25 protein-coding genes are annotated in these 24,765 nt (G+C 61.0%); 22 read left to right on the top strand and 3 right to left on the bottom strand.

Annotated elements, in window-relative coordinates; translation table 11 throughout:
* Positions 1–14: 14 nt before the first annotated feature.
* From rem to AC07UR_RS03045, 14 genes are all read left to right on the top strand, one after another.
* Complete coding sequence (gene rem, locus AC07UR_RS02980) at positions 15–686, top strand: transcriptional activator Rem (RefSeq protein WP_025425938.1); 672 nt, start codon at positions 15–17, stop codon at positions 684–686.
* A gap of 92 nt (positions 687–778) precedes the next feature.
* Positions 779–2,011, top strand: a complete 1,233-nt coding sequence (locus AC07UR_RS02985) for a flagellar hook protein FlgE (protein ID WP_173419008.1) — start codon at positions 779–781, stop codon at positions 2,009–2,011.
* Between the two features lie 23 nt (positions 2,012–2,034).
* Positions 2,035–3,450 carry a flagellar hook-associated protein FlgK gene (gene flgK, locus AC07UR_RS02990; RefSeq protein ID WP_209787503.1) on the top strand — a complete coding sequence of 472 codons (1,416 nt, stop codon included), beginning with the start codon at positions 2,035–2,037 and terminating at the stop codon, positions 3,448–3,450.
* A 2-nt stretch (positions 3,451–3,452) separates the two neighbouring features.
* On the top strand, positions 3,453–4,505 hold the full coding sequence (locus AC07UR_RS02995; protein WP_173419010.1) for a flagellar hook-associated family protein: 1,053 nt from the start codon (positions 3,453–3,455) through the stop codon (positions 4,503–4,505).
* A 35-nt stretch (positions 4,506–4,540) separates the two neighbouring features.
* Entirely contained in the window at positions 4,541–4,888 is a 348-nt protein-coding gene (flaF, locus tag AC07UR_RS03000) for a flagellar biosynthesis regulator FlaF (RefSeq protein WP_025425942.1), read from the top strand.
* Complete coding sequence (flbT, locus tag AC07UR_RS03005; protein WP_034800746.1) at positions 4,885–5,334, top strand: flagellar biosynthesis repressor FlbT; 450 nt, start codon at positions 4,885–4,887, stop codon at positions 5,332–5,334. Before flaF ends, flbT begins: the two co-directional genes overlap by 4 nt.
* Positions 5,325–5,735, top strand: a complete 411-nt coding sequence (gene flgD, locus AC07UR_RS03010) for a flagellar hook assembly protein FlgD (protein ID WP_025425944.1) — start codon at positions 5,325–5,327, stop codon at positions 5,733–5,735. Before flbT ends, flgD begins: the two co-directional genes overlap by 10 nt.
* 7 nt (positions 5,736–5,742) lie before the next feature.
* Complete coding sequence (gene fliQ, locus AC07UR_RS03015) at positions 5,743–6,009, top strand: flagellar biosynthesis protein FliQ (RefSeq protein ID WP_025425945.1); 267 nt, start codon at positions 5,743–5,745, stop codon at positions 6,007–6,009.
* Positions 6,010–6,120: 111 nt separating this feature from the next.
* A complete protein-coding gene (gene flhA, locus AC07UR_RS03020; RefSeq protein WP_173419012.1) occupies positions 6,121–8,208 on the top strand; it encodes a flagellar biosynthesis protein FlhA in 2,088 nt (695 codons plus the stop codon).
* Positions 8,205–8,957 carry a flagellar biosynthetic protein FliR gene (fliR, locus tag AC07UR_RS03025; protein WP_176351536.1) on the top strand — a complete coding sequence of 251 codons (753 nt, stop codon included), beginning with the start codon at positions 8,205–8,207 and terminating at the stop codon, positions 8,955–8,957. Before flhA ends, fliR begins: the two co-directional genes overlap by 4 nt.
* A gap of 4 nt (positions 8,958–8,961) precedes the next feature.
* Positions 8,962–9,375 carry a hypothetical protein gene (locus AC07UR_RS03030; RefSeq protein WP_173419014.1) on the top strand — a complete coding sequence of 138 codons (414 nt, stop codon included), beginning with the start codon at positions 8,962–8,964 and terminating at the stop codon, positions 9,373–9,375.
* A 113-nt stretch (positions 9,376–9,488) separates the two neighbouring features.
* Complete coding sequence (locus AC07UR_RS03035) at positions 9,489–10,040, top strand: rod-binding protein (protein WP_173419015.1); 552 nt, start codon at positions 9,489–9,491, stop codon at positions 10,038–10,040.
* Positions 10,041–10,054: 14 nt separating this feature from the next.
* Positions 10,055–10,423 carry a hypothetical protein gene (locus tag AC07UR_RS03040; protein WP_173419016.1) on the top strand — a complete coding sequence of 123 codons (369 nt, stop codon included), beginning with the start codon at positions 10,055–10,057 and terminating at the stop codon, positions 10,421–10,423.
* Positions 10,423–10,989, top strand: a complete 567-nt coding sequence (locus tag AC07UR_RS03045; protein WP_209787501.1) for a hypothetical protein — start codon at positions 10,423–10,425, stop codon at positions 10,987–10,989. The genes AC07UR_RS03040 and AC07UR_RS03045 overlap by 1 nt, the downstream gene beginning before the upstream one ends.
* Before the next feature lie 38 nt (positions 10,990–11,027).
* Here the strand turns inward: AC07UR_RS03045 and AC07UR_RS03050 are convergent, their stop codons facing one another.
* The gene (locus tag AC07UR_RS03050; RefSeq protein ID WP_209788512.1) at positions 11,028–12,017 is read right to left on the bottom strand and encodes a glycosyltransferase family 2 protein; all 990 of its coding nucleotides are present in this window, start codon (positions 12,015–12,017) and stop codon (positions 11,028–11,030) included.
* A gap of 144 nt (positions 12,018–12,161) precedes the next feature.
* Here AC07UR_RS03050 and AC07UR_RS03055 point away from each other — a divergent pair, with 144 nt between their 5' ends.
* From AC07UR_RS03055 to AC07UR_RS03065, 3 genes are read left to right on the top strand one after another with little or no spacing between them, the layout of a single operon-like run.
* The gene (locus AC07UR_RS03055; RefSeq protein WP_209787499.1) at positions 12,162–13,406 is read left to right on the top strand and encodes a glycosyltransferase family 4 protein; all 1,245 of its coding nucleotides are present in this window, start codon (positions 12,162–12,164) and stop codon (positions 13,404–13,406) included.
* Positions 13,406–14,221 (top strand): WecB/TagA/CpsF family glycosyltransferase, encoded by an 816-nt coding sequence (locus AC07UR_RS03060; RefSeq protein ID WP_209787491.1) that lies wholly within the window; start codon positions 13,406–13,408, stop codon positions 14,219–14,221. The genes AC07UR_RS03055 and AC07UR_RS03060 overlap by 1 nt, the downstream gene beginning before the upstream one ends.
* Before the next feature lie 26 nt (positions 14,222–14,247).
* Entirely contained in the window at positions 14,248–15,111 is an 864-nt protein-coding gene (locus AC07UR_RS03065; RefSeq protein WP_327795808.1) for a DUF6492 family protein, read from the top strand.
* A 12-nt stretch (positions 15,112–15,123) separates the two neighbouring features.
* On the opposite strand, the gene AC07UR_RS03070 is transcribed toward AC07UR_RS03065, so the two are convergent.
* Positions 15,124–16,389, bottom strand: coding sequence for a lipopolysaccharide biosynthesis protein (locus tag AC07UR_RS03070; RefSeq protein ID WP_209787489.1), 1,266 nt, complete (start codon positions 16,387–16,389; stop codon positions 15,124–15,126).
* A 171-nt stretch (positions 16,390–16,560) separates the two neighbouring features.
* Here AC07UR_RS03070 and AC07UR_RS03075 point away from each other — a divergent pair, with 171 nt between their 5' ends.
* Positions 16,561–18,612, top strand: a complete 2,052-nt coding sequence (locus tag AC07UR_RS03075) for a GumC family protein (RefSeq protein ID WP_209787487.1) — start codon at positions 16,561–16,563, stop codon at positions 18,610–18,612.
* A 197-nt stretch (positions 18,613–18,809) separates the two neighbouring features.
* Positions 18,810–19,709, top strand: coding sequence for a bifunctional methylenetetrahydrofolate dehydrogenase/methenyltetrahydrofolate cyclohydrolase FolD (gene folD, locus AC07UR_RS03080; protein WP_209787485.1), 900 nt, complete (start codon positions 18,810–18,812; stop codon positions 19,707–19,709).
* Between the two features lie 55 nt (positions 19,710–19,764).
* Here the strand turns inward: folD and AC07UR_RS03085 are convergent, their stop codons facing one another.
* A complete protein-coding gene (locus tag AC07UR_RS03085) occupies positions 19,765–20,796 on the bottom strand; it encodes a substrate-binding domain-containing protein (RefSeq protein WP_173419024.1) in 1,032 nt (343 codons plus the stop codon).
* Positions 20,797–21,086: 290 nt separating this feature from the next.
* Between AC07UR_RS03085 and AC07UR_RS03090 the strand changes: the two genes are divergently transcribed.
* From AC07UR_RS03090 to AC07UR_RS03100, 3 genes are all read left to right on the top strand, one after another.
* Positions 21,087–22,445 (top strand): ABC transporter substrate-binding protein, encoded by a 1,359-nt coding sequence (locus AC07UR_RS03090; RefSeq protein WP_209787483.1) that lies wholly within the window; start codon positions 21,087–21,089, stop codon positions 22,443–22,445.
* A 139-nt stretch (positions 22,446–22,584) separates the two neighbouring features.
* On the top strand, positions 22,585–23,595 hold the full coding sequence (locus AC07UR_RS03095; protein WP_209787482.1) for a carbohydrate ABC transporter permease: 1,011 nt from the start codon (positions 22,585–22,587) through the stop codon (positions 23,593–23,595).
* 1 nt (position 23,596) lies between these two features.
* A complete protein-coding gene (locus AC07UR_RS03100) occupies positions 23,597–24,745 on the top strand; it encodes a carbohydrate ABC transporter permease (RefSeq protein ID WP_173419027.1) in 1,149 nt (382 codons plus the stop codon).
* Positions 24,746–24,765: the final 20 nt, after the last annotated feature.

Raw genomic sequence — 24,765 nt, forward strand, 5'->3', positions numbered from 1 at the left:
TCGGAGGCGGACGAATGATCGTAGTGGTTGATGATAGAGAACTCGTGAAGGACGGCTATACGTCGCTTTTCGGGCGTGAAGGAATTCCCTCGACGGGCTTCGATCCCAAGGAGTTCGGTGAGTGGGTGAATGCGGCGGCGGATTCGGATATCGATGCGGTCGAAGCGTTTCTGATCGGTCAGGGTGACAGCACCTTTGCCTTGCCGCGCGCGATCCGCGACCGGTCGATGGCGCCCGTCATCGCCGTCAGCGATACGCCCTCGCTCGAAAACACGCTGGCGTTGTTTGACTGCGGCGTCGACGACGTCGTTCGCAAGCCGGTTCATCCGCGCGAAATCCTGGCCCGGGTGGCGGCGATCCGCCGGCGTCTGAAGGCCATCAACAACTACACCGATATCGGTCCGATCCGCGTCTTTGCGGATGGCCGCGATCCTGAGATCAACGGCGACGTGTTCGCATTGCCGCGCCGCGAGCGCCGCATTCTCGAATACCTGGTCTCGAACCGCGGTCGCCGCGTCTCCAAGTCTCAGATTTTCAACGCGATTTACGGCATCTTCGATGAAGACGTCGAGGAGAACGTCGTCGAGAGCCACATCAGCAAGCTGCGCAAGAAACTGCGCAAGAAGCTCGGCTTCGACCCGATCGATTCCAAGCGTTTCCTTGGCTACTGCATTGACTGGAACTAAGGCGCGCTCAAGCGGTCGAATGCGGCACCTAAGACAGGTTCACGCAAGGCCCGCTTCCTAGTGTCGCTGCAACGTGGAAATGAGGATCCGATATGAGTCTCTATGGCAGCATGAGAACGGGCGTCTCCGGTATGAACGCTCAGTCGAACCGTCTCGGCACAGTGGCTGAAAACATCGCCAATTCGAACACGACGGGCTACAAGCGCGCCTCGACGGAATTCTCATCGATGATCCTGCCCTCGGGCGGCGGCAACTACAATTCCGGTGGCGTCGAGACCCAGGTGCGCTACAGCATCTCGCAGCAGGGCGGCACCAGCTACACGACGTCGGCAAGCGACCTTGCGATCAACGGTGGCGGCTTCTTCATCGTCCAGGGCAATGGCGGCGAGAACTTCCTGACCCGCGCAGGCTCTTTCGTGCCCGACAAGGACGGCAACCTCGTCAACACCGCCGGCTTCAAGCTGATGGGCTACGAATACAAGGCTGGCGCCGACCCGACGGTTGTCGTCAACGGCTTCGACGGCCTGACGGAAGTCAAGCTCAAGGACGAGGGCCTGGTGGCTTCCGGCTCGACTAAGGGTGCGATGGAAGCGAACCTGCCGTCGGGTGCTGCCATCGGCGACGAAAAGCCGACGTCGCTCGTCGTCTACGACAGCCAGGGCAACACCCGCATCCTCGACTTCGTTTACAAGAAGACCGGCGTGAACCAGTGGTCGGTTGAGATCAGGGACCGTTCGACATACACGGCTGGCCCGCCGGCAACGGGCGTGATCGGCTCGCAGAGCATGACTTTCGATGCGGCCGGCAAGCGCATTTCGGCCACGCCCGCTACGCTGACGACGACGCCTATCAACAACCTGCCGGGCACAGGCGCCAATCTCGGCGCCCTGACGATCGACACGACAAAGACGTCGCAGCTCGGTGGCGATTTCACCAGCACCGGCGGCGGCATCGACGGTTCGAAGCCGAGCAAGATGTCGGGCTTCGAGATCGACAAGGAAGGCATCGTCTACGTCAAGTACGGCGACGGCAACCTCATCCCGAAGTTCCGTATCGCGCTTGCCACCGTACAGAGCCCGGATAGGCTCCTGCCGCAATCTGGCAACGTCTATTCGCAGGGCACCGATTCCGGCGTCATCGTCACCGGTTTTGCCGGCTCCGGCGCTTTCGGCAACATCCAGTCCAAGGCGCTCGAGAACTCGAACGTCGACATCGCCAACGAGCTGACCTCTATGATCGAGGCGCAGCGTAACTACACGGCAAACTCCAAGGTGTTCCAGACCGCGTCTGACCTGCTTGAAGTTCTGGTCAACCTGAAACGGTAATTGAAAGAGATACGGTCCGCGTCATGTCGCTGTCCTCCGCAATATCCATCGCACAACAGGCCTTCAGCAACACGGCGCAGCAAACCGCGATCGTGTCGAAGAACATCGCGAACGCGGGCAACGCGGACTACTCGCGTCGGCTTGCGCTGCTCGGGAGCACGGCGAACGGAGCGCAGGTCGTATCCATCTACCGTGCCCAGAACGAGGCGTTGCTCAAACAGGGCATCGCCGGCATGGGCGCGGCCTCCGGTCAGGCAAGGCTCCGCGAAGGCTTGGAGCTGATGAAATCGGCGCTCGGCGGCAACAATTACGAGATGGCGCCGTCCAAGCTGCTGGCCGACTTCCGCAACAGCCTTCAGACCTTTGCCGCAACCCCGGGCAACAAGACGATTGCAGCCGCCGCAGTCTCCGACGCCGGAGACCTGGCGGATTCGCTGAACAAGGCCTCGAAGGCCGTTCAGGACATGCGTGGGGACGCTGACAAGGAAATCGCGCTGGAGGTCGACAAGCTGAATGGCTTGCTGGCGGAGTTCGAAAAGGCCAACAACGCGGTCAAGGCGGCAACGGCGCAGGGGACCGACCCGAACGACGCGCTCGACCAGCGCGACAAGATCCTGAAGCAGGTTTCCGAGATCGTCGGTATCTCGACCACGACGCGCAACAACAACGACACGGTGATCTTTACCACCGACGGAACCGTTCTGTTCGAGACCATTCCGCGGTCCGTCACCTTCGCTTCGCAAAACACCTATGACGCAACGACTGTCGGCAACAAGATCTATGTCGACGGTGTGCCGATCGCCGCCGGCACCGGCGCCGATACGACGGCCAAGGGCAAACTTGCCGCACTCGTGCAGCTGCGCGACGACGTCGGTCCGAAATTCCAGTCGCAGCTCGACGAGATCGCGCGCGGTCTGGTGACCTTGTTCCAGGAAAGCGGCCAACCCGGTCTGTTTACCTGGGGTTCGCCCGGTATTCCGCCTGTCGGCATCGTGCCTGGCATGGCATCGAAGATCGCGGTCAATGCGCTTGCCAAGGCAAACCCGCTGATGCTGCGCGATGGCGGTTTCGACGGCACGTCGAACAACCCGACCGGCAATGCCGGCTATACCGATCTGCTGGATGGTTTCGTCAACAAGATGGGCGAGAACATGGCGTTCGACCCCTTGTCCGGCCTCGACAACAGCAGCAGCATCATGAACTTCGCCACCAGCTCCGTTGGCTGGCTGGAGCAGTTCCGCAAGACGGCGTCGACAGCCGACGACAACAAGTCCGCGCTCTTGTCACGCACGGCGGAAGCACTGAGCAAGCAGACGGGCGTGAGCATCGACGAGGAACTGTCGCTGCTCCTCGATCTCGAACAATCCTACAAAGCATCGGCCAAGTTGGTCAGCACGGTGGACGCCATGATGGCGGCCCTTATGGAAGCTGTGAGGTAATCATGAAGACGTCCTTCGTTTCGAACCTAGCGATCCAGAGCGCCATGCGCCTGACGATTCAGCAGACTCAAGCCGAGTTGCTGAAGCGGTCGCAGGAACAGACAACCGGCATCCATTACGATCTCGGGCTGACGCTCGGCGCAACGACGTCGCGATCGCTGAACCTTCAGCGTGAGCTGGACAGGATGTCGGCGATGAAGAGCACCAACGCCGTCGTCACGCAGCGCCTTTCGGCGTCCCAGGGTGCGCTCGAAACGATGCAGAAGGCGGCCGAGAAGGTGCGCGATACGCTCGTTACCTACAAGGGTAACGACGGCGTCGACGCGATGAAGATCCTGAAGACGGAAGTGAACGGCGCCCTTCAGATCTTTACGTCGGCGGCCAATACCTCCTTCAACGGCGAATTTCTCTTCTCGGGCATCAACACCGACGTCAAGCCGTTGACCGAATACAACTCCGTGCCTCCGTCTGCGGCAAAGGCCGCCTTTGATACGGCGCTGACCACCTACATGTCGGCGAACAGCCTCACTGACATGAGCCAGTTCACACCGGCGCAGATGCAGGATTTCATCAGCAACACGCTGGAGCCGATGTTCACCGGCCCTGGCTGGGATGCCAACTGGTCGGATGCGTCGAGCCAGAACATGACGAGCCGCATCAGCGCGAGCGAGGTCATCGAGAGCTCGACCAACGCCAACACCAAGAGCTTTCGCATGTTCGCGCTTGCAAGCGTGATTTCGTCGGAGCTGATGGACAAGAACGTCAATTCGCAGGTTCGCAACACGATCAGCAATGCCGCATTCGGTTACGCCGAGCAGGCCATTGCCGGTCTGAATGGCGAACGCAGTTCGCTCGGCATCTCCGAATCGCGCGTCAAGAAGGCGACCACGTCGCTCGAGGCGCAGCAGAAGCTGCTCAATACCCACATCCTGGACATCAATGGCATCGATCAGATCGAAACGGCGACCCGTGTGAACACCTTGAAGACCCAGCTCGATACATCCTACGCGCTGACGTCGAGACTGCAGCAGATGAGCTTGCTCAACTACCTCTGAGAAGAGGCGACCGGACAAACATGAAGGATGTCTGAATGTACCAATTTTCCTATGCCGAGATCATGGAGGACGGCGTTGCCGACTCCAAGAATCGAGAACGGCAGGTACTCGATCGCTCGATCGCGCTCCTGGAAGCCGCGAGACAGCAGAACGGGTATTCGAGAGAGGCCATCGAGGCCATCTACTTTACCCGGCGCGTCTGGATCCGCTTCATCGAGGATCTTCGTGCACCGGAAAACCAGCTCAACGAAGAGCTGCGCGCCAATCTGATTTCGATCGCCATCTGGATACTCAACGAGACGGAAAAGATCCGCAAACGCGAATCCTCCAACTTCCAGGGCATAATTGACATTACCACCATCATCAGGGATGGACTGAAATGAAGAGCACACTGCGTATCTCGCTGAAATCGGGCGAAAGAATTTTTGTAAACGGCGCGGTGCTTCGCGTTGACCGCAAGGTCGCCGTCGAATTCCTGAATGACGTGACCTTCCTTCTGGAAAACCACGTGCTTCAGCCGGAAGATGCAACGACGCCGCTGAAGCAGCTCTACTTCATCGCCCAGATGATCCTGATCAACCCGGAAGGTGCCGAGCAATCGACCGCCATGTTCCGCAAGTCGATCGTCATGCTGCTTAACTGCTTCAAGAATGAAGAGATTCTGGCGGAGCTGAAGCGGGTCGACGGGCTGGTCACCAATGGCCGCGCCTTCGAGGCGCTGAAGGCGATCCGCGGGCTCTATGCAATCGAAGACCGCATCCTCAACACGCAGGAAATCACGCCGGCCACGGTCGAGCAGATTCGCAAGGAGATTGCACCATGGCGGTAAGTGGCGTCAGCAACAATGACTACACCCCGATCGTCTCGGGTGCCGATTCCGGCAACGACGCCAGCAAGGCGTCGCTGAACTATGAGAGCTTCCTCAAGCTGCTCGTCGCCCAGATGAAGAATCAGGACCCGACCCAGCCGATGGACGCCACGCAGCAGATCGCGCAGCTTGCGACCTTCTCGCAGGTCGAGCAGACGATCAAGACCAACAAGAACCTCGAGAGCCTGCTGCAACGCACGTCGCTCAGCGAGGCGGATGCGGTGATCGGCAAAACTGTCACCAATGCAGACGGAACGGTCACTGGCGTCGTCAAGGAAGTCAAACTATACTCTGACGGAATCATTGCAGTGCTGGATAACGGCAAGGAGCTCGTTATCGGCCCAGGCGTCAAGGTAAAGTGATACCCGAATGAATGAGGCGGATGCCCTCGATATTGTACAGGCTGCGATCTGGACCGTGATCGTGGCCTCAGGGCCCGCCGTTCTCGCCGCGATGATCGTTGGTGTCGTCATCGCCTTTATTCAGGCGCTGACACAGGTTCAGGAAATGACCCTGACCTTCGTCCCGAAGATCCTTGCGGTGATGATCACGGTCGCCGTTTCTGCGCCTTTCATCGGCGCTCAGATCTCTATTTTCACCGACATCGTCTTCTCCCGAATCCAATCCGGATTCTGATTGCGCGTTCGCGCTACCACCTTCGCGCAAGCTTGGGCCTCTATCTCCAGTCTTAGATTGGGGCAGCGCGTGTGAATGCTGCCCGACCTCTCATGAAGAGACGGAAGAGACATGGCACAACAAGCAGCGTTGATTATCCCGAAAGTAGCACCAAAGGGCCGGGACATCGGCTTTGCGCTCGGGATCGTGGCGATCCTCGCAATTCTCTTCCTGCCGATCCCGCCGTTCCTGATCGACATGGGGCTGGCTTTCTCGATCGCCTTCTCGGTCTTGATCCTGATGGTGGCGCTGTGGATCCAGCGGCCCCTCGAATTCTCGTCCTTTCCGACGATTCTGCTGATTTCGACCATGGTTCGCCTGGCGTTGAACATCGCAACGACCCGCGTCATCCTTTCCCACGGTCATGAAGGCCACGGCGCTGCCGGCGGTGTCATCTCCGGTTTCGCCAGCCTCGTCATGTCCGGCGATTTCGTCATCGGCCTGATCGTCTTCCTCATCCTGATCACGGTGAACTTCATCGTCATCACCAAGGGTGCGACGCGTATCGCCGAAGTCGGCGCGCGCTTCACCCTCGATGCCATCCCCGGCAAGCAGATGGCGATCGACGCCGACCTTTCGGCCGGTCTGATCGACGAGAAGGAAGCGCAGCATCGCCGTCGCGAGCTGGAGCAGGAGAGCTCGTTCTTCGGCGCCATGGACGGTGCCTCGAAGTTCGTACGCGGCGATGCGATCGCCGGCTTGATCATCACTGCGATCAACATTTTCGGCGGGATCATTATCGGCTATCTGCGCCATGACATGCCGATCGGCGAAGCTGCCGACGTCTTCGTCAAGCTTTCCGTCGGTGACGGTCTGGTCTCCCAGATCCCGGCGCTGATCGTTTCGCTCGCCGCTGGCCTGCTCGTGTCGCGCGGCGGAACCGCCGGTTCCACCGACCAGGCTGTTGTCGGGCAGCTCGGCGGCTATCCCCGCGCCTTGATGGTTGCCTCCGGCCTGATCATCCTGCTCGCGCTGGTTCCGGGCCTGCCGTTCTTCCCGTTCGCGGTTCTCGGCGGTGGCATGGCGTTCCTGAGCTGGATCATTCCGCGGCAGATCGCAGCGGAAAACGAGGCGCGCCGGATGCAGGAAGCGGCGACGGCCCAGCAGACCAAGGATGGCGAAGCAGACTCGGTCAAATCGGTGCTGAGGACCGCCGAGATCGAGCTGCTGCTGGGCAAGCAGGTGTCGACCCGGTTGCTCGGCGCCCACCAGGAACTGGCGTTCCGCGTCGGGAAGATGCGCCGCAAGTTCGCCGGTCAATACGGCCTCGTCATTCCGGAGATCAAGGTCTCCGACGATATCAGCATTCCCGACAAGGCCTACCACGTCCGCATCCACGGCACGACGATCGCCTCCAACACGGTGCGTGTCGGTGAAGTTCTTGTCGTTACCGGCGGCGGCCGCCGTCCGAGCGTGCCGGGAGACGAGATCCGCGAACCCGCCTTCGGCATGCCGGCGGTCTCGATCCTCGAAACCTTCACCGAAGACTTGAAGCGTGAAGGTTTCCACCCGATCGACAACGTCTCGGTGGTGCTGACGCATCTTTCCGAAGTGATCCGCAACAACCTGCCGCATCTCCTGTCGTACAAGGACGTGAAGGTGCTGATCGATCGGCTGGATCCGGAATACCGCAAGCTCGCCGACGAAATCTGCACCTCGCACATGTCCTACTCCGGGCTGCAGGCGGTGTTGAAGCTGCTCCTGGCGGAGCGGGTATCGATCCGCAACCTGCACCTGATCCTCGAAGCGGTGGCCGAACTCGCGCCGCATGTCAGAAAGACAGAACAGATCGTCGAGCATGTGCGCGTGCGCATGTCGCAGCAGCTGTGCGGCGACCTCGCCGACAACGGCATCCTGCGTGTCCTGCGCCTCGGCAACAAATGGGACATGGTATTCCACCAGGCGCTGAAGCGTGATGCCAAGGGGGAGGTCGTCGAGTTCGACATCGATCCGCGCCATCTCGAAGAGTTCAGCGAACAGGCGACGAAAGTTATCCGTGAACATCTCGATCGCGGCATGCCCTTCGTACTGGTAAGTTCGCCCGAATCCCGCTCTTATGTCCGCATGATCATCGAACGTCTTTTTGCCACTTTGCCCGTGCTCTCGCATGTCGAGCTTGCCAAGGGACTCGAGATCAAGATCATCGGCTCGATTTCATGATAACCGACCCCGAGGGCACGGTGCTCGCGCTGTTTGCGGCGTTCTGCCGGATCGGGGCGTGCATCATGATCATGCCGGGGTTTTCGACCGCGCGCATTCCCATGCAGATCCGGCTGTTCATCGCGGTCGCCATCTCCATGGCGATCCTGCCTGTCATGTGGACCGACATCTACCCGCAGGTGACCGGCAAGGGCCACACCTATATCTACCTGATCGCGGCCGAAACGGCGGTTGGCGCGGTGATCGGTCTGGTCGCGCGCTACTATGTGCTCGGCCTTCAATTCGCCGGCACGGCGATAACGATGCTGATGGGCTTCAACCCGCCGCCATCGTCGGACGTGCTCGAAGACACGGCGGAGAACCAGATCACGAGCATGATCAGCTTTGCCGGGCTGATGATCCTGTTCATGCTCGACTTTCACCACGTCATGTTCGAAGCGATCGCCCAGTCCTATCGGGTCATGCCCGTCGGCAGTGTCTTCGATCCGCAGGGCGTTCTGATTACCTTGACGGATTCGCTCGAGCAGACCTTCATGATCATGGTGAGGCTTGCCAGCCCCTTCCTGATCTACGGCCTCCTGTTCAACGTCGCCATCGGCATGGTCAACAAGCTGGCGCCGCAGATCCCGATCTACTTCATCTCGCAGCCCTATCTGATCATGGGGGGCATGTTCCTGCTCTATCTCGGCATCGCCGCGATGCTGCGCCTGTTCGGCGACGGCTTTGCACCCGTCATGCAGGGAGGTTAGGGAAATGAAGACGCGGTCACAGAAGCTCAAGCGCCTGGTCGCCGTTCAGCGTCATCTCGAGCAGATGGCTGAGGCGGACTTCGTCGAGATGACGCGCCAGCGCGACGTCCTGGCCGAGACGATCGACGTCGTCGTCGATGCCATGGGCTCTGGCCATCCGATGCATCGCATGTTTTCCGGCCACTATTCCTCTCAGGTCGGGCGCCTTGTGCAGAAGGACCAGATGCTGCTCGGCATCCAGCAGACGCACGAAGCGCGCATGCTGAAGGAGCGTGCCAAGGCCGACCGGCTTGAGGAAAACATGAAGGAGGCCCGGCAGTCGGAAGACCGCGAGGAGGCCGATAATTCCATCTACGACCTGATCGACCAACACGTCGGCGGCCAAGCGCCAGCTTCCGGTAAGGTTGAGCGGCGATAGTGTGACATCCGCAACGCTCGCCGATCGGCAGGGCGTTCGGATCGAATGTTGAACGCGCGATTGCGTCGGTCCTGATCAAGGACGCCGCGGTACCGTTGTCGAGAGGAATTGTCATGGCTATCTCTCCGCCCAGCGATCTGGTGATGGACGTCGTACGCGCCGCCGATCCGGCCGAGGTGCAGGAAGCGCAGGCCCGGCTCAAGGCCAATCGCGCCGCCTTTCAGGCGACGAGCCTTGCGGAAAACGGCAATGGCTTCGCCGCTGCGGTCAACGTACTCAACTCTTCGCAAGGATCGAGCGGTCTCGGCGACATCAACAACCGCGTCGAACAGAAGAAGGTTCCCGAGACCTACCGCAAGTTCGAGGCGATGATCTTGCAGAACTTCGTGAAATCCATGCTCCCGAACGACAGCGAGAACGTTTTCGGCAAGGGCACATCCGGTGATATCTGGAAGAGCATGATGGCCGAGCAGATCGGCGACGTCATCTCCAAGAGCGGCGGTATCGGCATTGCCGATCAGCTGGCCGCGGGCGATGCGCGTGAGCGCGTCAATGCCTCGCTCGATGGCAACAGCCGAAACCTGGCCGCAAGCCTCGTGCAGGAATACGAGCGCAAGACGCTCACTGGTTATTCGACTGACGACGATAAAAACAAACAAGCTTAATTGGGAGTTCATTTATGGAAGCTGTGGCATCCAACGACGTCCGGATCCAGAACGTGCTCGGACGGCTGGAAATGATCATCGACAATGAAAACAGCCGGATCGGCGTTGATCCGGAGTTCGATATCAAGACGTCGAACGCGCACAAGAGCCGTTGCCTCTACGAATTGACGATGCTTCACCGCGATACGCTGCCGGGTGAGTTTTCGCCGGCCTTCGCATCGCAGACCCGTCACCTGCGCGACAAGCTCGAGGTCAATTCACAAAAGGTCGAAGCCCATCTCGATGCCGTGCGATCGGTCGTCGATCTCTTGAAGACCGCAGCTCAGGACGCCGATGCCGATGGCATCTATTCCGAAGCGCAGTTCCGCTACAGCGATTTCTAATGCTTAAGCTCATTCTCACCGGGGTTTGGGTCTGCGCCGTCACGCTCGGATCCGTCTATTATTCCATGCAGAGCGCTTCGGCGCCCGTCGTCTCGGATGCGGAAGCAACGCGGCGTGCATCGGAACAATATGTTCCGGGGGAAATGATCACGGTCCCCGTCATCAAGGACGGGGCCGTACAGGGCTATTTCCTGACGAAGCTTTCCTTCTCGGCAACGAAGGAAGGCATCAACAATCTGCGGGCGCCGCTTCGCCAGATGGTCACGGACGAGCTTTACGACATGCTCGTCGGCTCGCGCTTCATCGACGTTGCTGACACCGGCACCTTCGATCTGCTGACCTTCAAGTCGACGGTCAAGGATGGGCTCAACAAGAAGCTCGGCGGCGAGGTGATCACCGAGGTCCTCGTCGAACAGCTCGAATATCTGACCAAGGACGACGTCAAGCGCGTGGCCAACGGCCAGAACGTCCCGCGCCAGAAGCCTGTCGCCATCGTCGACAAGAATGGCAACGTTGCCAACGACAAGCTGCCTGAAGGCGGCGTCAGCGCCAGCAGCGGCCACTGATCGCCTACGCAACAGCTGAGGACCAGCGCAGGGTCGTATCAGTTCTTTTCCGGATTGCGGTACTGTTCGTTGACGAAGCCGAACTCAGCCATCAGCCGGCCTACGGCCACATAGAAGTGGTAAAGCCCGGCTGAGAAGAGACCGGTCTTCCTCCATAATCTGATGCCGCGCGGCAGCGAGGCAGCGAGCAGGGCAAGCGACTTCGCGAAGGTTTTCACCCGTCCGCAAAAGCTTGAATCCCGGCGGTGCTCTAGCATTGTCGAAATCGCCCCGTTTCTGAGACTGCGCGCGCGAACCCATGATGAACTGGTGCGCCGCGCCGGCACCGTTTCCGCCACCCACGCCTCGTTGGCCCAGGCGAACGAAAACCCCTTTTCCTTGCCGCGGCTGTAGAAGTCGGCGTCGCCGCCGCCGATGAAGTTGAAAGCGGGATCGAGAAACGGGCGCGGCATGGCGTCCAGAACCCGCCGCGTCACCAGCACGTTACCGGAGGAAAAGAGGATCGGCACAGGTCCGGTCGCTTCATAATGGGGCGTAAACACCGGGTGCCGCTTCCATTTCTGTCCGCTCACATCCTCGAAAACGGGCAGCTGAGGTCCGCCGACCATGTCAGCCTGGGTCGCTTCCTGTGCCGTGATGAGGCAATCGAGCCATTCGGGTGCGGCGATCTCGTCGTCGTCGATGATGGCGATGGCGCGCAGGTTGGGGTAGGTTTCAAGCGCTGTCGCCCATCCGGCATTGTAAGCGTAGCAGTTTCCGCGCTGGTGGGCGACGATGACGATGGAGTCCGACGGATGTCCGAGGAAAAAATCTTTCGCAGCCGCAGCGCCTGCCAGATCTTTATCGTCGTTCTCGACGACGACGGTCGCAAAGGCGATGTCAGGCCGTTGGGAAACAATCGTTTTCAGCGTCTTGATGACATGTTCGGGCCGCCGAAAGGTCGGCAGCACGACGACAAGCTCGATGTCACCGACGTCCTCCAGCTCGGTCCGGAAATAGATGGAAATATCCTGGCCGGTAGACGTCATCATGAAACCTGTGCAAGCGGATTGCTGGCCACCACTAAAGCAAATCTTCCTAAACAGATGCTGAACCGGGAAAACGACTTTTGAATGAATGCTTTAAGTGGTCCTTCACCCCGTCCTGCTAAAGAAGGACGCAATGCTCCATCCATGACGTTTGGCACAATGCACCTGGTTCTGGTCTCCTCGCTCGTTCCCGTCGAAAATCCCGCTTCCGGTTTCGACATCGCCAACCGTGCGCTGCTTGACGGTCTGCTTGCGCTCGGCCATCGGGTCAGTGTCGTCGGCTTCCTGCAGCCCGGACGCAAGCCCGCACCCGGTTGCGAGATGCGCTTGCTCGGCGAGCTGGAGGTGACCAATGCCAAGGTTGGCCGTCGGCAAAAGCTGCGCTGGCTCGGGGCCGCCTTTCTCAACCGGACTTCCGTGTCTTCAGCCAAGATGCTCGGTGTATCGGCAGGCCGGATCCAGTCGATCCTGGACAGTCTCGCACCGTTCGATGGCCTGGTGCTCAACTCGGTGCAACTGCCTGCCGCCTTTGCGCAGGTCTTCCGCCCGTACCCTTCGATCTACGTCGCGCACAATGTCGAAGCCAATTCCGCATTGGAGAACGCCGATCGCGCCAAGGGGGCCGTCGAGCGGCATCTGTTCAGGCGAGAGGCGGGTTATCTCGAACGCTACGAGCAGCAATTGGCACAAGACGCAGTGGCGTTGTGGACGTTTGCCGAAGCGGATCGTCTCGGTTTTGGTCGAGCGGTTGCCGATCGGGCGTTCGTGCTGCCTTTGGTGACGGGATGGGACGCGCCGGCCTGTCCGGATGTTCCGCGCCAACATGACCTCGGGCTGATCGGGACTTGGAGTTGGCGGCCAAACCGGCTCGGTCTGGACTGGTTTCTGCACGAGGTCGTGCCGCATCTGCCGGGGGACATATCGATTGCAATTGCCGGCCAATTGGAGGCGACACCTGCCGCTTCACATCCCGGCATTCGTTTCGTCGGTCGCGTCCCGGACGCGCGCACCTTCGTTGCAGCGAGTGCAGTCGTGCCGCTGATCAGCCGCGGCGGCACCGGGGTCCAGCTGAAAAGCATCGAGACCTTTGAGCTCGGCATGCCGTCGGTTGCCACCAGCGCTTCGTTGCGCGGCATCGAAACCATCCCGGCAAACTGCACCGCGAGCGATGATCCCGCGGAGTTCGCCCGGCTCTTGGTCGAAAAAGTTGGCCGCGCGCGAGCGGGCGCTTCGCAGCGCCTGGATGGAACGCTGTTCCACGAGGTCCAGAAGGTCCGGATGATGCAGGTGATGCGGGATGTCCTGCCCAACCTTGCCGTGCGCGGCAAAAGCGATCGCGCGGCGCGGCCTTCACATGCTCGATGGACCGTTCACGACGGAGGGCGGTGATGACGGTTATGCCCACCGCCACGAACACATCTCTGTCGCAGCGGGTGATCCTCGGCATTCCCGTTGCCGATCCGGGCTGGGCGAATGCGTTCGACTTTGCCACCGACGCGGCGTCTCGCCCGACAGGTCAGGTCAGGATCGCCTTTCTCAATGCGAACAACGCCAACTTGATGATGAAAGACGCCGAGTTTCGCGAGGTCCTTCGCCGACAAGTCGTCTTCCCAGATGGACACGGCGTCGATATCGCCTCCTATGTGTTCCACGGCGACATGTTTCCGGCCAATCTGAATGGAACCGATTTCGTTCCGGCCCTCCTCACCTATATCGATCGGCCCATGCGGGTCGCGATGATCGGTGCGCGGCCGGACGTCTTGGTGCAGGCGGCGGAGAACCTTGGCAGACATGCGCCCTGGCATGAGTTCGTGCCGGTGTCAGACGGATTCTTCGATCGCAACCGCTCGCGGGATATCCTTGCAGAGGTGCGGGCTTGCAAGGCGGATATTCTTATCGTTGCCATGGGGAGCCCGATGCAGGAAAAATGGGTCGACGCCTATGTCGGTGCTCAGGATGCCCGGCTGGTGATCACCGTCGGCGCGCTGTTCGATTTTGTTGCCAATGCGATCCCGCGTGCGCCGAAGCTCATGCGCAGGCTTCGGCTCGAATGGCTGTATCGACTTGCCCTGGAGCCGAAACGCATGTGGCGACGCTATATTCTTGGCAATCCCCTGTTTCTTTGGCATGTCGCTGTTCACAAGCTGACGGGCAGGGGCCGCAAGAATGTCGGCGAAGCCAGCCTTGGAGCGCGAAAATATTGACCCGCCCTTCCACGCGAACCGCTGTTGTGACCGCATCCTACGCCAATGATTTCGAGCGCTGTCGCCTGATGTGCGAGAGCATGGATCGCCGGCTGCAAGGGGACTGGGTGCATTATCTGCTGGTCGCCGATTTCGACGTGACGCTCTTCCGGCAACTCGAGGGATCTCGGCGGCAGGTCGTGAGCGAGCGCGACCTCTTGCCCTGGTGGTTGCGTCCCGTCACCGATCCCCTGTCGGGCGGGCGCCGAAAGATCTGGCTCAGCCCCTTTGGCCTTCCATTGCGCGGCTGGCACGTGCAGCAGCTTCGCCGTCTGGCGCTCGCGCGTCATATCGATGAACCGGCGATGTTTGCGGTCGATTCGGATGTGGTTTTCCTGAGGGATTTCGACCCCGCCGCGCTCTGGCAGGATGGACGCCTGACGCTTTATCGCAAGGATGCCGCGATTGACGCGAACATGCGATCGAACCATCTGGCGTGGCTTGCCCACTCGGACCGGCTTCTCGGCATCGGCCCCTATGCGCTGCCGGCCAACGATTATATCAACACCTTGATCGCCTGGCGCAGCGACACATGCCGTAAGCTGGTCGAGCACATCGAGGCGCTGCACGGACGCAACTGGGTGCGCGCGATCACCAAGACCCGCGCCTTTTCCGAATGCACGATCTATGGCCGCTTCGTCGACGAGGTGCTCGGTGGGGAAGGGCACATGCCGTCGCCCGATGCGCTGTGTCACGTGCTGTGGTTCGACGACAGCTATCGGCAGGGTATCGCAGGTCTGAGGGATTTCTTGAAGGATATGGCGCCGCACCAGATCGGCATCGGCGTGCAGTCGTTCGTGGGCCACGACCTGGACGATATCCGCAAGGCGGTCGTCGAACTCGCCGCCTGAGCTTCGCGTCCGTCAGATGACCCGGTTGGCCGGCTTGGTGAGCGCCGTGTAGGTCAGGCCGAAGGATAGAACATACAACACAAGGAAGATCAGGTTGAGCGACGGCGCCCACCCAGCGACATCCGTCGTCGCCATCAGCAACAGCGATAACAATCCGGCTTTCACCACGCCCGCGACGAGCAGATTGGCCATGCGACGGACCGTGCGCCCGGTCGCGTAAAGCAATTCCGAATGATACTCGATCAGATTGCGGAAAGAGGGCACCAGCAGGATCATCGCCACGATCGGTGCGGCGGCCGAAACATTGTGCCCAAGGCCGTTCGGGAAAACGTGGAGATAGATCGCCATCGCGGCAATGGCTGCGAACGAGGCTACCGCCACGGCAAGCTCGATCGACAGGCGTACCGGCCATCGGGCGATTGCGTCGGGCGTGCGCATGATCCGCTGGACGAGCAGTGTGTTGAACGAGCGCACGGGTAGGGCCGTCAGATCGGCGAGCCGCATCAGGATGGCATAGATGCCGGATACGGCCGGGCCGCCGATTGCCAGCACGACGATCTTGTCGAATTCCGACTGGACATAGAACAGAATCTCGGCGCCGGCGACCGAAACCGAATCGGCCCAGCGTCGCACATATAGCCGGGGCTGCCAGCGAAGGCGCACCCTTGGATAAAAGACGACCAGCGCGACGACGAGGCTGATGGCATTGGCAGCAAGATAAAACTGCGACCAGGCCGCGAGCGTCTTGGCCTGCAACAGCGCAAACAGAACGGCCGCTGCCGTACGGATGGCCGTGGCGATGACGACAAGCAGGGCACCGCGGCCGAACCGGCCAAGGCCGTTGAGAACGATGACCGCAGTTTCAAGACCGCGCCAACAGACGATCTCGGCGATCATGAAGGCCGCAAAGGTGCCGGCCGACATGTCGCGTGAAAAAAGCGCCAGGAAGGTGCCGGCGCAGATGAGTGCGATCATTGGCAGGGAAAGCAGCGCGCCCACAAGAAATCCGGCACTGTAGGTGCCAACCAGCAGCGGCTTGACCGTCGCCACACGGTAGAGTGGCGACATGAAGCCGAAGGCCAGCGCCCTGGAGATCATGATGCCGGCGGCCGACGCCGTGGCAAAGAGGCCGAAGTCGGAGATCGCAAGGGTATTGGCGATCGCGATAAAGTAGGCAAGCGACAGGACGAGGCGGCCCGCCGAGCCCCCCGTCATCGAGAGGTAGGCGTGGATAAGCGCCTGATGGCGAAGGTAAAGCGCTTTGATGCGAGGCAACAAGGTCCAGCTTCCATTAGTCCTTCTCCTCATATGCGGGAATGTTTAATAAGGCGTGAGATTGGCCGGTTGCATGACCGCTTCTTTCGCCAAAATTAACCATTTGTTTTCCCTGTTTCCTTAGGTTGAGTTCACTATTCGGAATTCGCCATATCGGCAGCCGCGGGATAAGTCATGTTCAACGTCGACGACGAAAAACGCCCGGTTCCGCGTGCATCGTTGCTCGATATCTCAGCAGGGAGCTCGCGAACCTCGAAGCCGGCGACAGGATCGGACGCCGCGCTGCGTGCATCCTCAAGCGCGTCGTTGCTCAATCGCTTCGTCGAAGTCGATGAAGCTGCCGCGCAATCGCACACCGCCATCCGTCCGACATCCCAGGCTCGCGAATCCCAGCCAAAGGCAGCCCAACCGCAACCGCAGGCAGCCCAACCCAAGACAAGGTCGGCACCCAAGGCCGCCGCTACCCGCGCGCGACCCAAGCGCGCGCTCGGCGATGCCGGGGGCAGGATGGCGCGGTGGTTGGCGGGCAACGATGCGTCCGGCACCGGCGGTGGAGACACGCCGCCTCCCGGCGACCGTCCCCTGGTCGATATCAAGGCCGTGCTTCGCTCCGTCTGGCAGCTTCGTTTCGTCATCGCCGCCACGACGGTTCTCGGCGCCGTCGCCGGCGTGGCGATCGCGCTGTCGACACCCAGCATCTACCTCTCGGAGAGCCGGCTCTATATCGACCCGCGCGAGGTGCGGCTGACGGATTCCGATCTCTCCAAACAATCGCTGGCAACGGAAGGCATTCTTGCGCTTGTCGACAGCCAGCTCGAAGTGCTGCGCTCGCGCACCGTTATGGAGAAGGTCGCACGCGATCTGGACCTGCAGAACGATAGCGAGTTTTCCGGAACCGGCGCAGCGGACGGCGAGGTGCCACCACGCACCCTGCAGAAGCTGAGCGACGCCATCCGCGTCTGGCGCGATCCCAAGACCTTCATCGCCATCGTCGAGGCGCAAAGCAGAAGCCCGGAGAGATCGGCGCAAATCGTGAACCACTTGGTCGAAACCTTCCTCGGCGAGGAGACGGCTGCGCAATCGGGCTTCTTCCAGAAGACGACCGCGGCTCTCGACCAGCGCATCGCCGGCCTCAAGTCCGAGCTCGACACTGCGGAAAAGGCGATCGAGGAGTATAAGGCGCGCAACGATATCGTTGGCGCAGGCGGCGAGCTGATTGCAGACAAGCAATTGCTCAGTCTCAGCGACCAGGTCGCGGCTGCCCGCAACCGCATTGCGGAAGCAAAGGCGAAGGCCGAAGTCTCCGGAAGGGTCCGGATCGACGATGTGCTGACGGGCGCGTTTCCCGAAGAGGTCGGTTCGATTGCGCTTGCCGAACTGCGCAAGCAATATGCCGCAACCCGGGCGCAACTGAGCTCGCTCGATGCAAGCCTCGGCCCCCGTCACCCGCAGCGCATCGCCGTTGTGCAGTCGCTGGATTCCTCCCGTGCCGAGATTGCCAACGAGCTGCGGCGTATCGCTGCCGCTTCGCAGACCGATCTCGAGCGTGCGCAGCGGGCGGAACAGGACCTCGTGAGGCAGTTTGCGGCACAGAAGGCCCGCCAGATCAACTCGTCCGGCGAAATGGTCGAGTTGCGTGAGCTGGAGAGAAATGCGGCAGCGACCCGCGAGATCTACGAATCCTTCCTGAAGCGCGCCAGCGAAACGCGCGAAGAAGAAAAGCTGACGACCAAGAACATCCGTGTCGTTTCGCGGGCGGAACCTGCACTGTTGCCCAAGGGGCCGTCGCGAAAGATCATCGTCATCGGCGCAACTTTGGCCGGTTTCTTCGCCGGCTTCGGTCTCGGTATCCTGCTCGGAATCTATCGCAGCCTGAACGGCTTGTTTGTCAGGCCGAAGGGCGGGCCGACGGAAACCGTCGACCCGGAGCCGCCGGAGCCCGGCACGGACCCGGATCCCTTGCCCGGCACACACAGTCAGCGGGAGGAGCAATTGCGCGAGATGGACCTGCCGCCGCCGTTCTCGCCGGCGGCGCACCACGCCCAGTCGCTGACCGCCGCCTATCTCGCTTCCCGCGAACTGGTGAAGCAGGAGCCCTCCGGCAAGCGCTCGCCTCGCGGTTTCGAACCTGACGAGGATGTCGGTATCGCCCAAGTTCAGGACGATCTTCGTGCGCTCAGGTCCCGCGTCGAGAGCTATTCCCGCCAGAAAGTCGCGCGTCGCTGAACCTCAGGATTTGCGGGTGTCATCAATGCGGCCCTTCAGTGATGAGAGGAAATGACGCTGCCTGCACTGTAAACGTGCGTCTGGCGATGCCTGCCCCTTGCATTTATGCGTTTGGGACAGCATAGGGCGCTTTGAGGCAATCGCCTTTCCCGAGGCGAATTAGAGTGTGCCACGAACAGGAAGCCAGGAGGAATGCCGTGACGACTGTGATTGATGGCAAGCAGGTCGCCGCTTCGGTTATCGAGGCCGTAAAATCCGCGACGCAAGCGCTTGAAGCGGATGCGGGCGTGCGTCCCGGTCTCGCGGTGGTGATCGTCGGCAACGATCCGGCCAGCCATGCCTACGTCTCCTCCAAGAGCAAAATGGCCAAGGAATGCGGCTTCCAGTCAGTCCAGCACACCCTGCCTGAGGACACGAGCCAGGACGATCTGGCGGCCCTCGTTGCCAAGCTCAACGCGGACGCCAGTATTCACGGCATTCTCGTCCAGCTGCCGCTGCCCAAGCATCTCAATTCCGAGCCGATCATCCAGTCGATCCTGCCGGAAAAGGACGTGGACGGTCTGCATGTGGTCAACGCCGGCAAGCTGGCGACCGGCGATCTCGAAGGCGGTCTGGTTTCCTGTACGCCCGCCGGCGCGATGGTGTTCGTGCGCCAGACCCACGGTGAGGACCTTTCGGGCCTGAACGCAGTTGTCATCGGCCGCTCGAACCTTTTCGGCAAGCCGATGGCGGCTTTGCTGCTTGCCGCCAACGCGACGGTGACGACGGCGCATTCGCGCACGAAGGATCTGCCGGCGGTCTGCCGCAATGCCGATATTCTGGTCGCGGCTGTCGGTCGACCTGAAATGGTCAAGGCGGATTGGGTGAAGCCTGGCGCAACCGTGATCGATGTCGGCATTAACCGCGTGTCCGCACCGGAAAAAGGCGAGGGCAAATCCAAGCTCGTCGGCGACGTCGCTTTCGGTGAAGTGGAAAAGGTCGCAGGCGTGATCACGCCGGTGCCGGGTGGCGTCGGCCCAATGACCATTGCCATGCTGATGGCAAACACCGTGATTGCCGCCTATCGCAAGGCGGGACGCAAGCCACCACGCTTCTGATCAGCGCCAGCTGGTATCTGTCGTTACCGGGCGCGCCGCGTCCGCGGCGCGTTTTTTACTTCTGCGGGGCCGGGCCAGTCGAGGCTCGGACGATCAATTCGGCGCGCCAGAGTTCCTGGTCGGGAAAAGCGCCGCTCTTGAGGATGCCTGCAATCAACCGAGTGGCGATGCGCCCGCCGGCTGCCCGCAGCGATGAGCGCGTCGTCGTCAGCGGCACGCTGAAGTTTTCCGGCTTCAGCATCGGCAACACATCATCATGCGCGATCAGCGAGATGTCGCGACCGATCGCCATTCCCGCCTGATTGACGGCCCTGACGGCGCCGAGCGCCAGCACCGTGCTCGAACACAGAACGGCAGTTGGCGCGTCGGGCTGCTGCAGGAAGCGCTGCATGCTGCGGTAGCCGTGTTCGTCGGTCATCAGCGAGTGATGGACAAGCGCCTCGTCGATATTGAGGCCGTGTTCGGCCAGCGCCTTCGCCATGCCTTTCCGGCGGCGAATGGAAAAGCTGAGATAATCCGGACCGTTGATCAGTGCGATCCGCTGGTGGCCGAGCTGGATCAGCAGGCGCGTCGCATCGTAAAAAGCACCGGTGTTGTCGATGTCGAGGAAAGGATAATCCCGTGTCTCGCCGATCGAGCGCCCATGCACGACAAAGGGCATGGACAGCGATTTGAGCATCGCGATGCGCGGATCGTTCGCGCGCATATAGGCAAGAAACAGCGCATCGACATTGCCGCTGGCGGCAAGCCGCTGGAAGGTCGCCTCTTCATCCTCCGGCGCACTGGGATTGAGGACGAAGTGGAAGTCGTGTTTGACCGCTTCCTCGCCAAGCCCCGCCAGGAATTCCCCGAAATGCACGTCGGAATCGATGCCGGCGGCGATCGGCATCACCATGCCGATTGAATAGGCCCTGCCGGTGGCAAGCCGCTGCGCCGCCCGGTTCGGCCGATAGCCGGTTTCGCGCACGGCCTGCAGCACGCGCTGGCGGGTTTCCGCATTGACTTCCGGAAAGCCGTTCAACGCCCGGCTCACTGTCGTCTGTGACAGGCCGAGAAGTTCCGCGAGCTGCTTGAGATTGACCGCCATGGTCAATTTTCCTCCCAAAGCGCTTTGGATATCCCTTTGATTTTTGTGGTTTCATCCAGCGCCCTCAATTTCTGTAGCACTCGTTTTTCATCATACAAAGCAGAATTAGCCGGCTTCGCGCTGCAAAAAGTTGCCGCAAAGCAAAATAATGTCGGATGAGAGACGGTGAATCGAAAGCGCTTGACTCCTGGAGTGTCGCAATGGTTTGTTAGCAAACTCAAAGCGCTTTGAATTTTGCGCATTGATGATCTGCCCGGCGGGGTCCGGGTTCATCTTGGGAGGAGAACAACGTGAAGAGATCATTTCTGTTGAGCGTGGCCGCGCTGGCGCTGTTTGCGGGCGCTGCCGGCGCTGCGGATCTGAAGTTCAAGCCTGGCGAAGACAGCAAATTCAACTGGGCGAGCTTCGAGGAATTCAAGAAGGGTCATGACCTCAAGGGGCAGACACTGACGATCTTCGGCCCCTGGCGCGGCGAGGACGAGGCGCTCTTCAAGAGCGTCTATGCCTATTTCGTCGAGGCGACCGGCGTCGAGATCAAGTATTCGTCCTCTGAAAACTACGAACAGCAGATCGTCATCGACACCCAGGCCGGCAGCCCGTCCGATATTTCCATCCTGCCGCAGCCGGGCCTCATCGGCGATCTCGCGTCCAAGGGTTACCTGACGCCGCTCGGCGATGACACCCAGAAGTGGCTGCTCGACAATTATGCCGCCGGCCAGTCCTGGGTCGACCTTTCGACCTACAAGGGCAAGGACGGCAACGCCGCCCTTTATGCCTTCCCCTACAAGATCGACGTGAAGTCGCTGGTCTGGTACTCGCCGGAGAACTTCGAGGACGCCGGCTACGAAGTGCCCAAGACCATGGAAGAGCTGAAGGCGCTGACCGAGAAGATCGCCGCTGACGGCCAGAAGCCCTGGTGCATCGGCCTCGGCTCGGGCGGCGCGACCGGCTGGCCCGCCACCGACTGGGTCGAAGACATGATGCTGCGCACGCAGCCCGCCGATGTCTACGACAAGTGGGTCAAGAACGAGATCCCGTTCAACGATCCGGCCGTCGTTGGTGCGATCGACGAGTTCGGCTGGTTCGCCAAGAACGACAAGTTCGTCGATGGTGGCGCGGCTGCCGTCGCGTCGACCGACTTCCGCGACAGCCCGAAGGGCCTCTTCGCATCGCCGCCGAAGTGCTACCTGCATCACCAGGCATCGTTCATTCCGTCGTTCTTCCCTGAGGGCACGGTGATCGGCGAGGATGCCGACTTCTTCTACATGCCGCCTTACGAAAGCAAGAAGGACCTCGGCAATCCGGTTCTGGGCGCCGGCACGCTGGCGATGATCACCAAGGACACGCCGGCAGCACGCGCCTTCATCGAGTTCCTGAAGACCCCGATCGCGCATGAAGTCTGGATGGCGCAGACGAGCTTCCTGACGCCTTACAAGAGCGTCAACGTCGACACCTACGGCAATCCGCCGCTGAAGAAGCAGGGCGAGATCCTGCTGAACGCGACGACGTTCCGCTTCGACGGCTCGGACCTGATGCCCGGCAAGATCGGCGCAGGCGCATTCTGGACCGGCATGGTCGACTTCGTCGGCGGCAAGTCGGCGATTGACGTTGCCGACAGCGTTCAGAAGGCCTGGGACGCCATCAAGTAAAAACCGGACGGCGGGCGGTGATTGCGCCGCCCGCCCAGTCCTCCGGGTCCGTTGAACGTTCAGTGCGACGGGACCCCAACGAGAACGGCGACAATCGCCATGCCCTGCGCGAAATGTGCACTTGGGGGAGGGACATGTCATGCAACAGCTCGTCTTTGCGGTAGGCACCATGGTGGCCGGGGTGCTCGGCTGTGCGGCCTATTTCTGGGGAACCAGCTACATTCTCGATTTGATCTTCCCGTCGAAAGGGCGATCCGGTGTCGAGGCGTCGCGCAACCTGCGCATTACCAACGCCATCCGGCCATGGCTGTTTCTCGCCCCGGCGCTGTTTGCGCTGACGATCTACCTCATCTACCCCGTGATCATGTCGGTCTGGTTCAGCGTGCATGATCGCGCCGGCCAGAATTTCGTCGGTGCCAGCAACTACATCTGGATGCTGAACGACGGCGAGTTTCGCCAGTCGATCTTCAACAATTTCCTCTGGCTGCTGGTGGTGCCAGCGCTCGCCACCTTCTTCGGGCTTGTCATCGCCGCTTTGACCGACCGGATCTGGTGGGGCAACATCGCCAAGACCCTGATCTTCATGCCGATGGCGATCTCCTTCGTCGGCGCTGCCGTCATCTGGAAGTTCATCTACGATTATCGCGCCGAGGGCACCGAACAGATCGGTCTCTTGAACGCGATCGTCGTCGCTTTCGGCGGCGATCCGCAGGCCTGGATCACGCTACCGTTCTGGAACAACTTCTTCCTGATGGCGATCCTGGTCTGGATCCAGACCGGCTTTGCCATGGTGATCCTCTCGGCGGCGCTGCGCGGCATCCCCGAGGAAACGGTGGAGGCCGCCGTGATCGATGGCGCCAACGGATGGCAGATCTTCTTCAAGATCATGGTGCCGCAGATCTGGGGCACGATCGCCGTGGTCTGGACGACGATCACCATCCTCGTCCTCAAGGTGTTCGATATCGTGCTGGCGATGACCAACGGCCAGTGGCAGAGCCAGGTGCTCGCCAATCTCATGTTCGACTGGATGTTCCGCGGCGGTGGCGACTTCGGACGTGGTGCTGCGATCGCCGTCGTCATCATGGTGCTGGTCATCCCGATCATGGTCTGGAACATTCGCAACGCGGCCAAAGAAATGAAGGGGCACTGAGATGAACCCGGCGACCCGCTCCCCTCTCACCTGGGCCGTACACCTCTCGGTCCTTCTCCTGGTCGCGCTCTGGACCCTGCCGACCGCGGGCCTGTTGATCTCGTCGCTGCGCGACAAGGATCAGCTCGCAGTCTCCGGCTGGTGGACGGCCCTGTCGACCTCGACCCAGAACATCGTCGCCCGTGCACCGGGGGCCGATACCCAGGTCGAACGCGACGGCAAGTTCGTGATCTCAGGCGATGTACTCGAAGGCACCGCCGCCGGCGAAGTTTCCGCCTTCGGCTTTTCGAGCCAAAAGCCGACGGCGTTCAAGGCCGGCGAAACGGCCGAGCTGAATGACGGCGAGAAGCTGACGGTACAGGCCGATGGCAGCTTCGAGATTGTCTCCGACACCAAGATGGAAGGTTCGCGCGGCCAGCGTATCTTCTTCACTGCCGCCATTCCACCTCGCTTCACTTTCGACAACTACGTCGAGGTCCTGAGTGCCGAAGGCATCGGCGCCTCCTTCATCAACTCGCTGACGGTTGCCATTCCCTCGACGATCATCCCGATCCTGATTGCAGCCTTTGCCGCTTATGCGCTCGCCTGGATGCCGTTTCCGGGGCGCGCGATCCTGATCGCCGTCGTCGTCGGCCTGCTCGTCGTGCCGCTGCAGATGTCGCTCATCCCGCTTCTGAAGCTCTATAACGGCGTCGGCGCCTTCTTCGGCGTGCCGGCCAAGACCTATGTCGGCATCTGGCTTGCCCATACCGGCTTCGGCCTGCCGCTGGCGATCTATCTCTTGCGCAACTACATGGCCGGCCTGCCGCGCGAGATCATGGAATCCGCGCGTGTCGACGGCGCCAGCGACTTCGACATCTTCGTCAAGATCATCCTGCCGCTGTCGTTTCCGGCGCTGGCGTCGTTCGCGATCTTCCAGTTCCTGTGGACCTGGAACGACCTGCTGGTCGCCATCGTCTTCCTCGGCGCAGGCCAGGATGAACTCGTGCTGACCGGCCGGCTGGTCAATCTTCTCGGCTCTCGCGGCGGCAACTGGGAGATCCTGACCGCCTCCGCCTTCATCACCATCATCGTCCCCCTGATCGTCTTCTTCAGCCTGCAGCGCTATCTCGTGCGCGGCCTGCTGGCGGGATCGGTCAAGGGCGGCTGATCTCACAGGGACTTCTGAAC

It is taken from the genome of Ensifer sp. GW821-FHT05G01, from assembly GCF_059419585.1.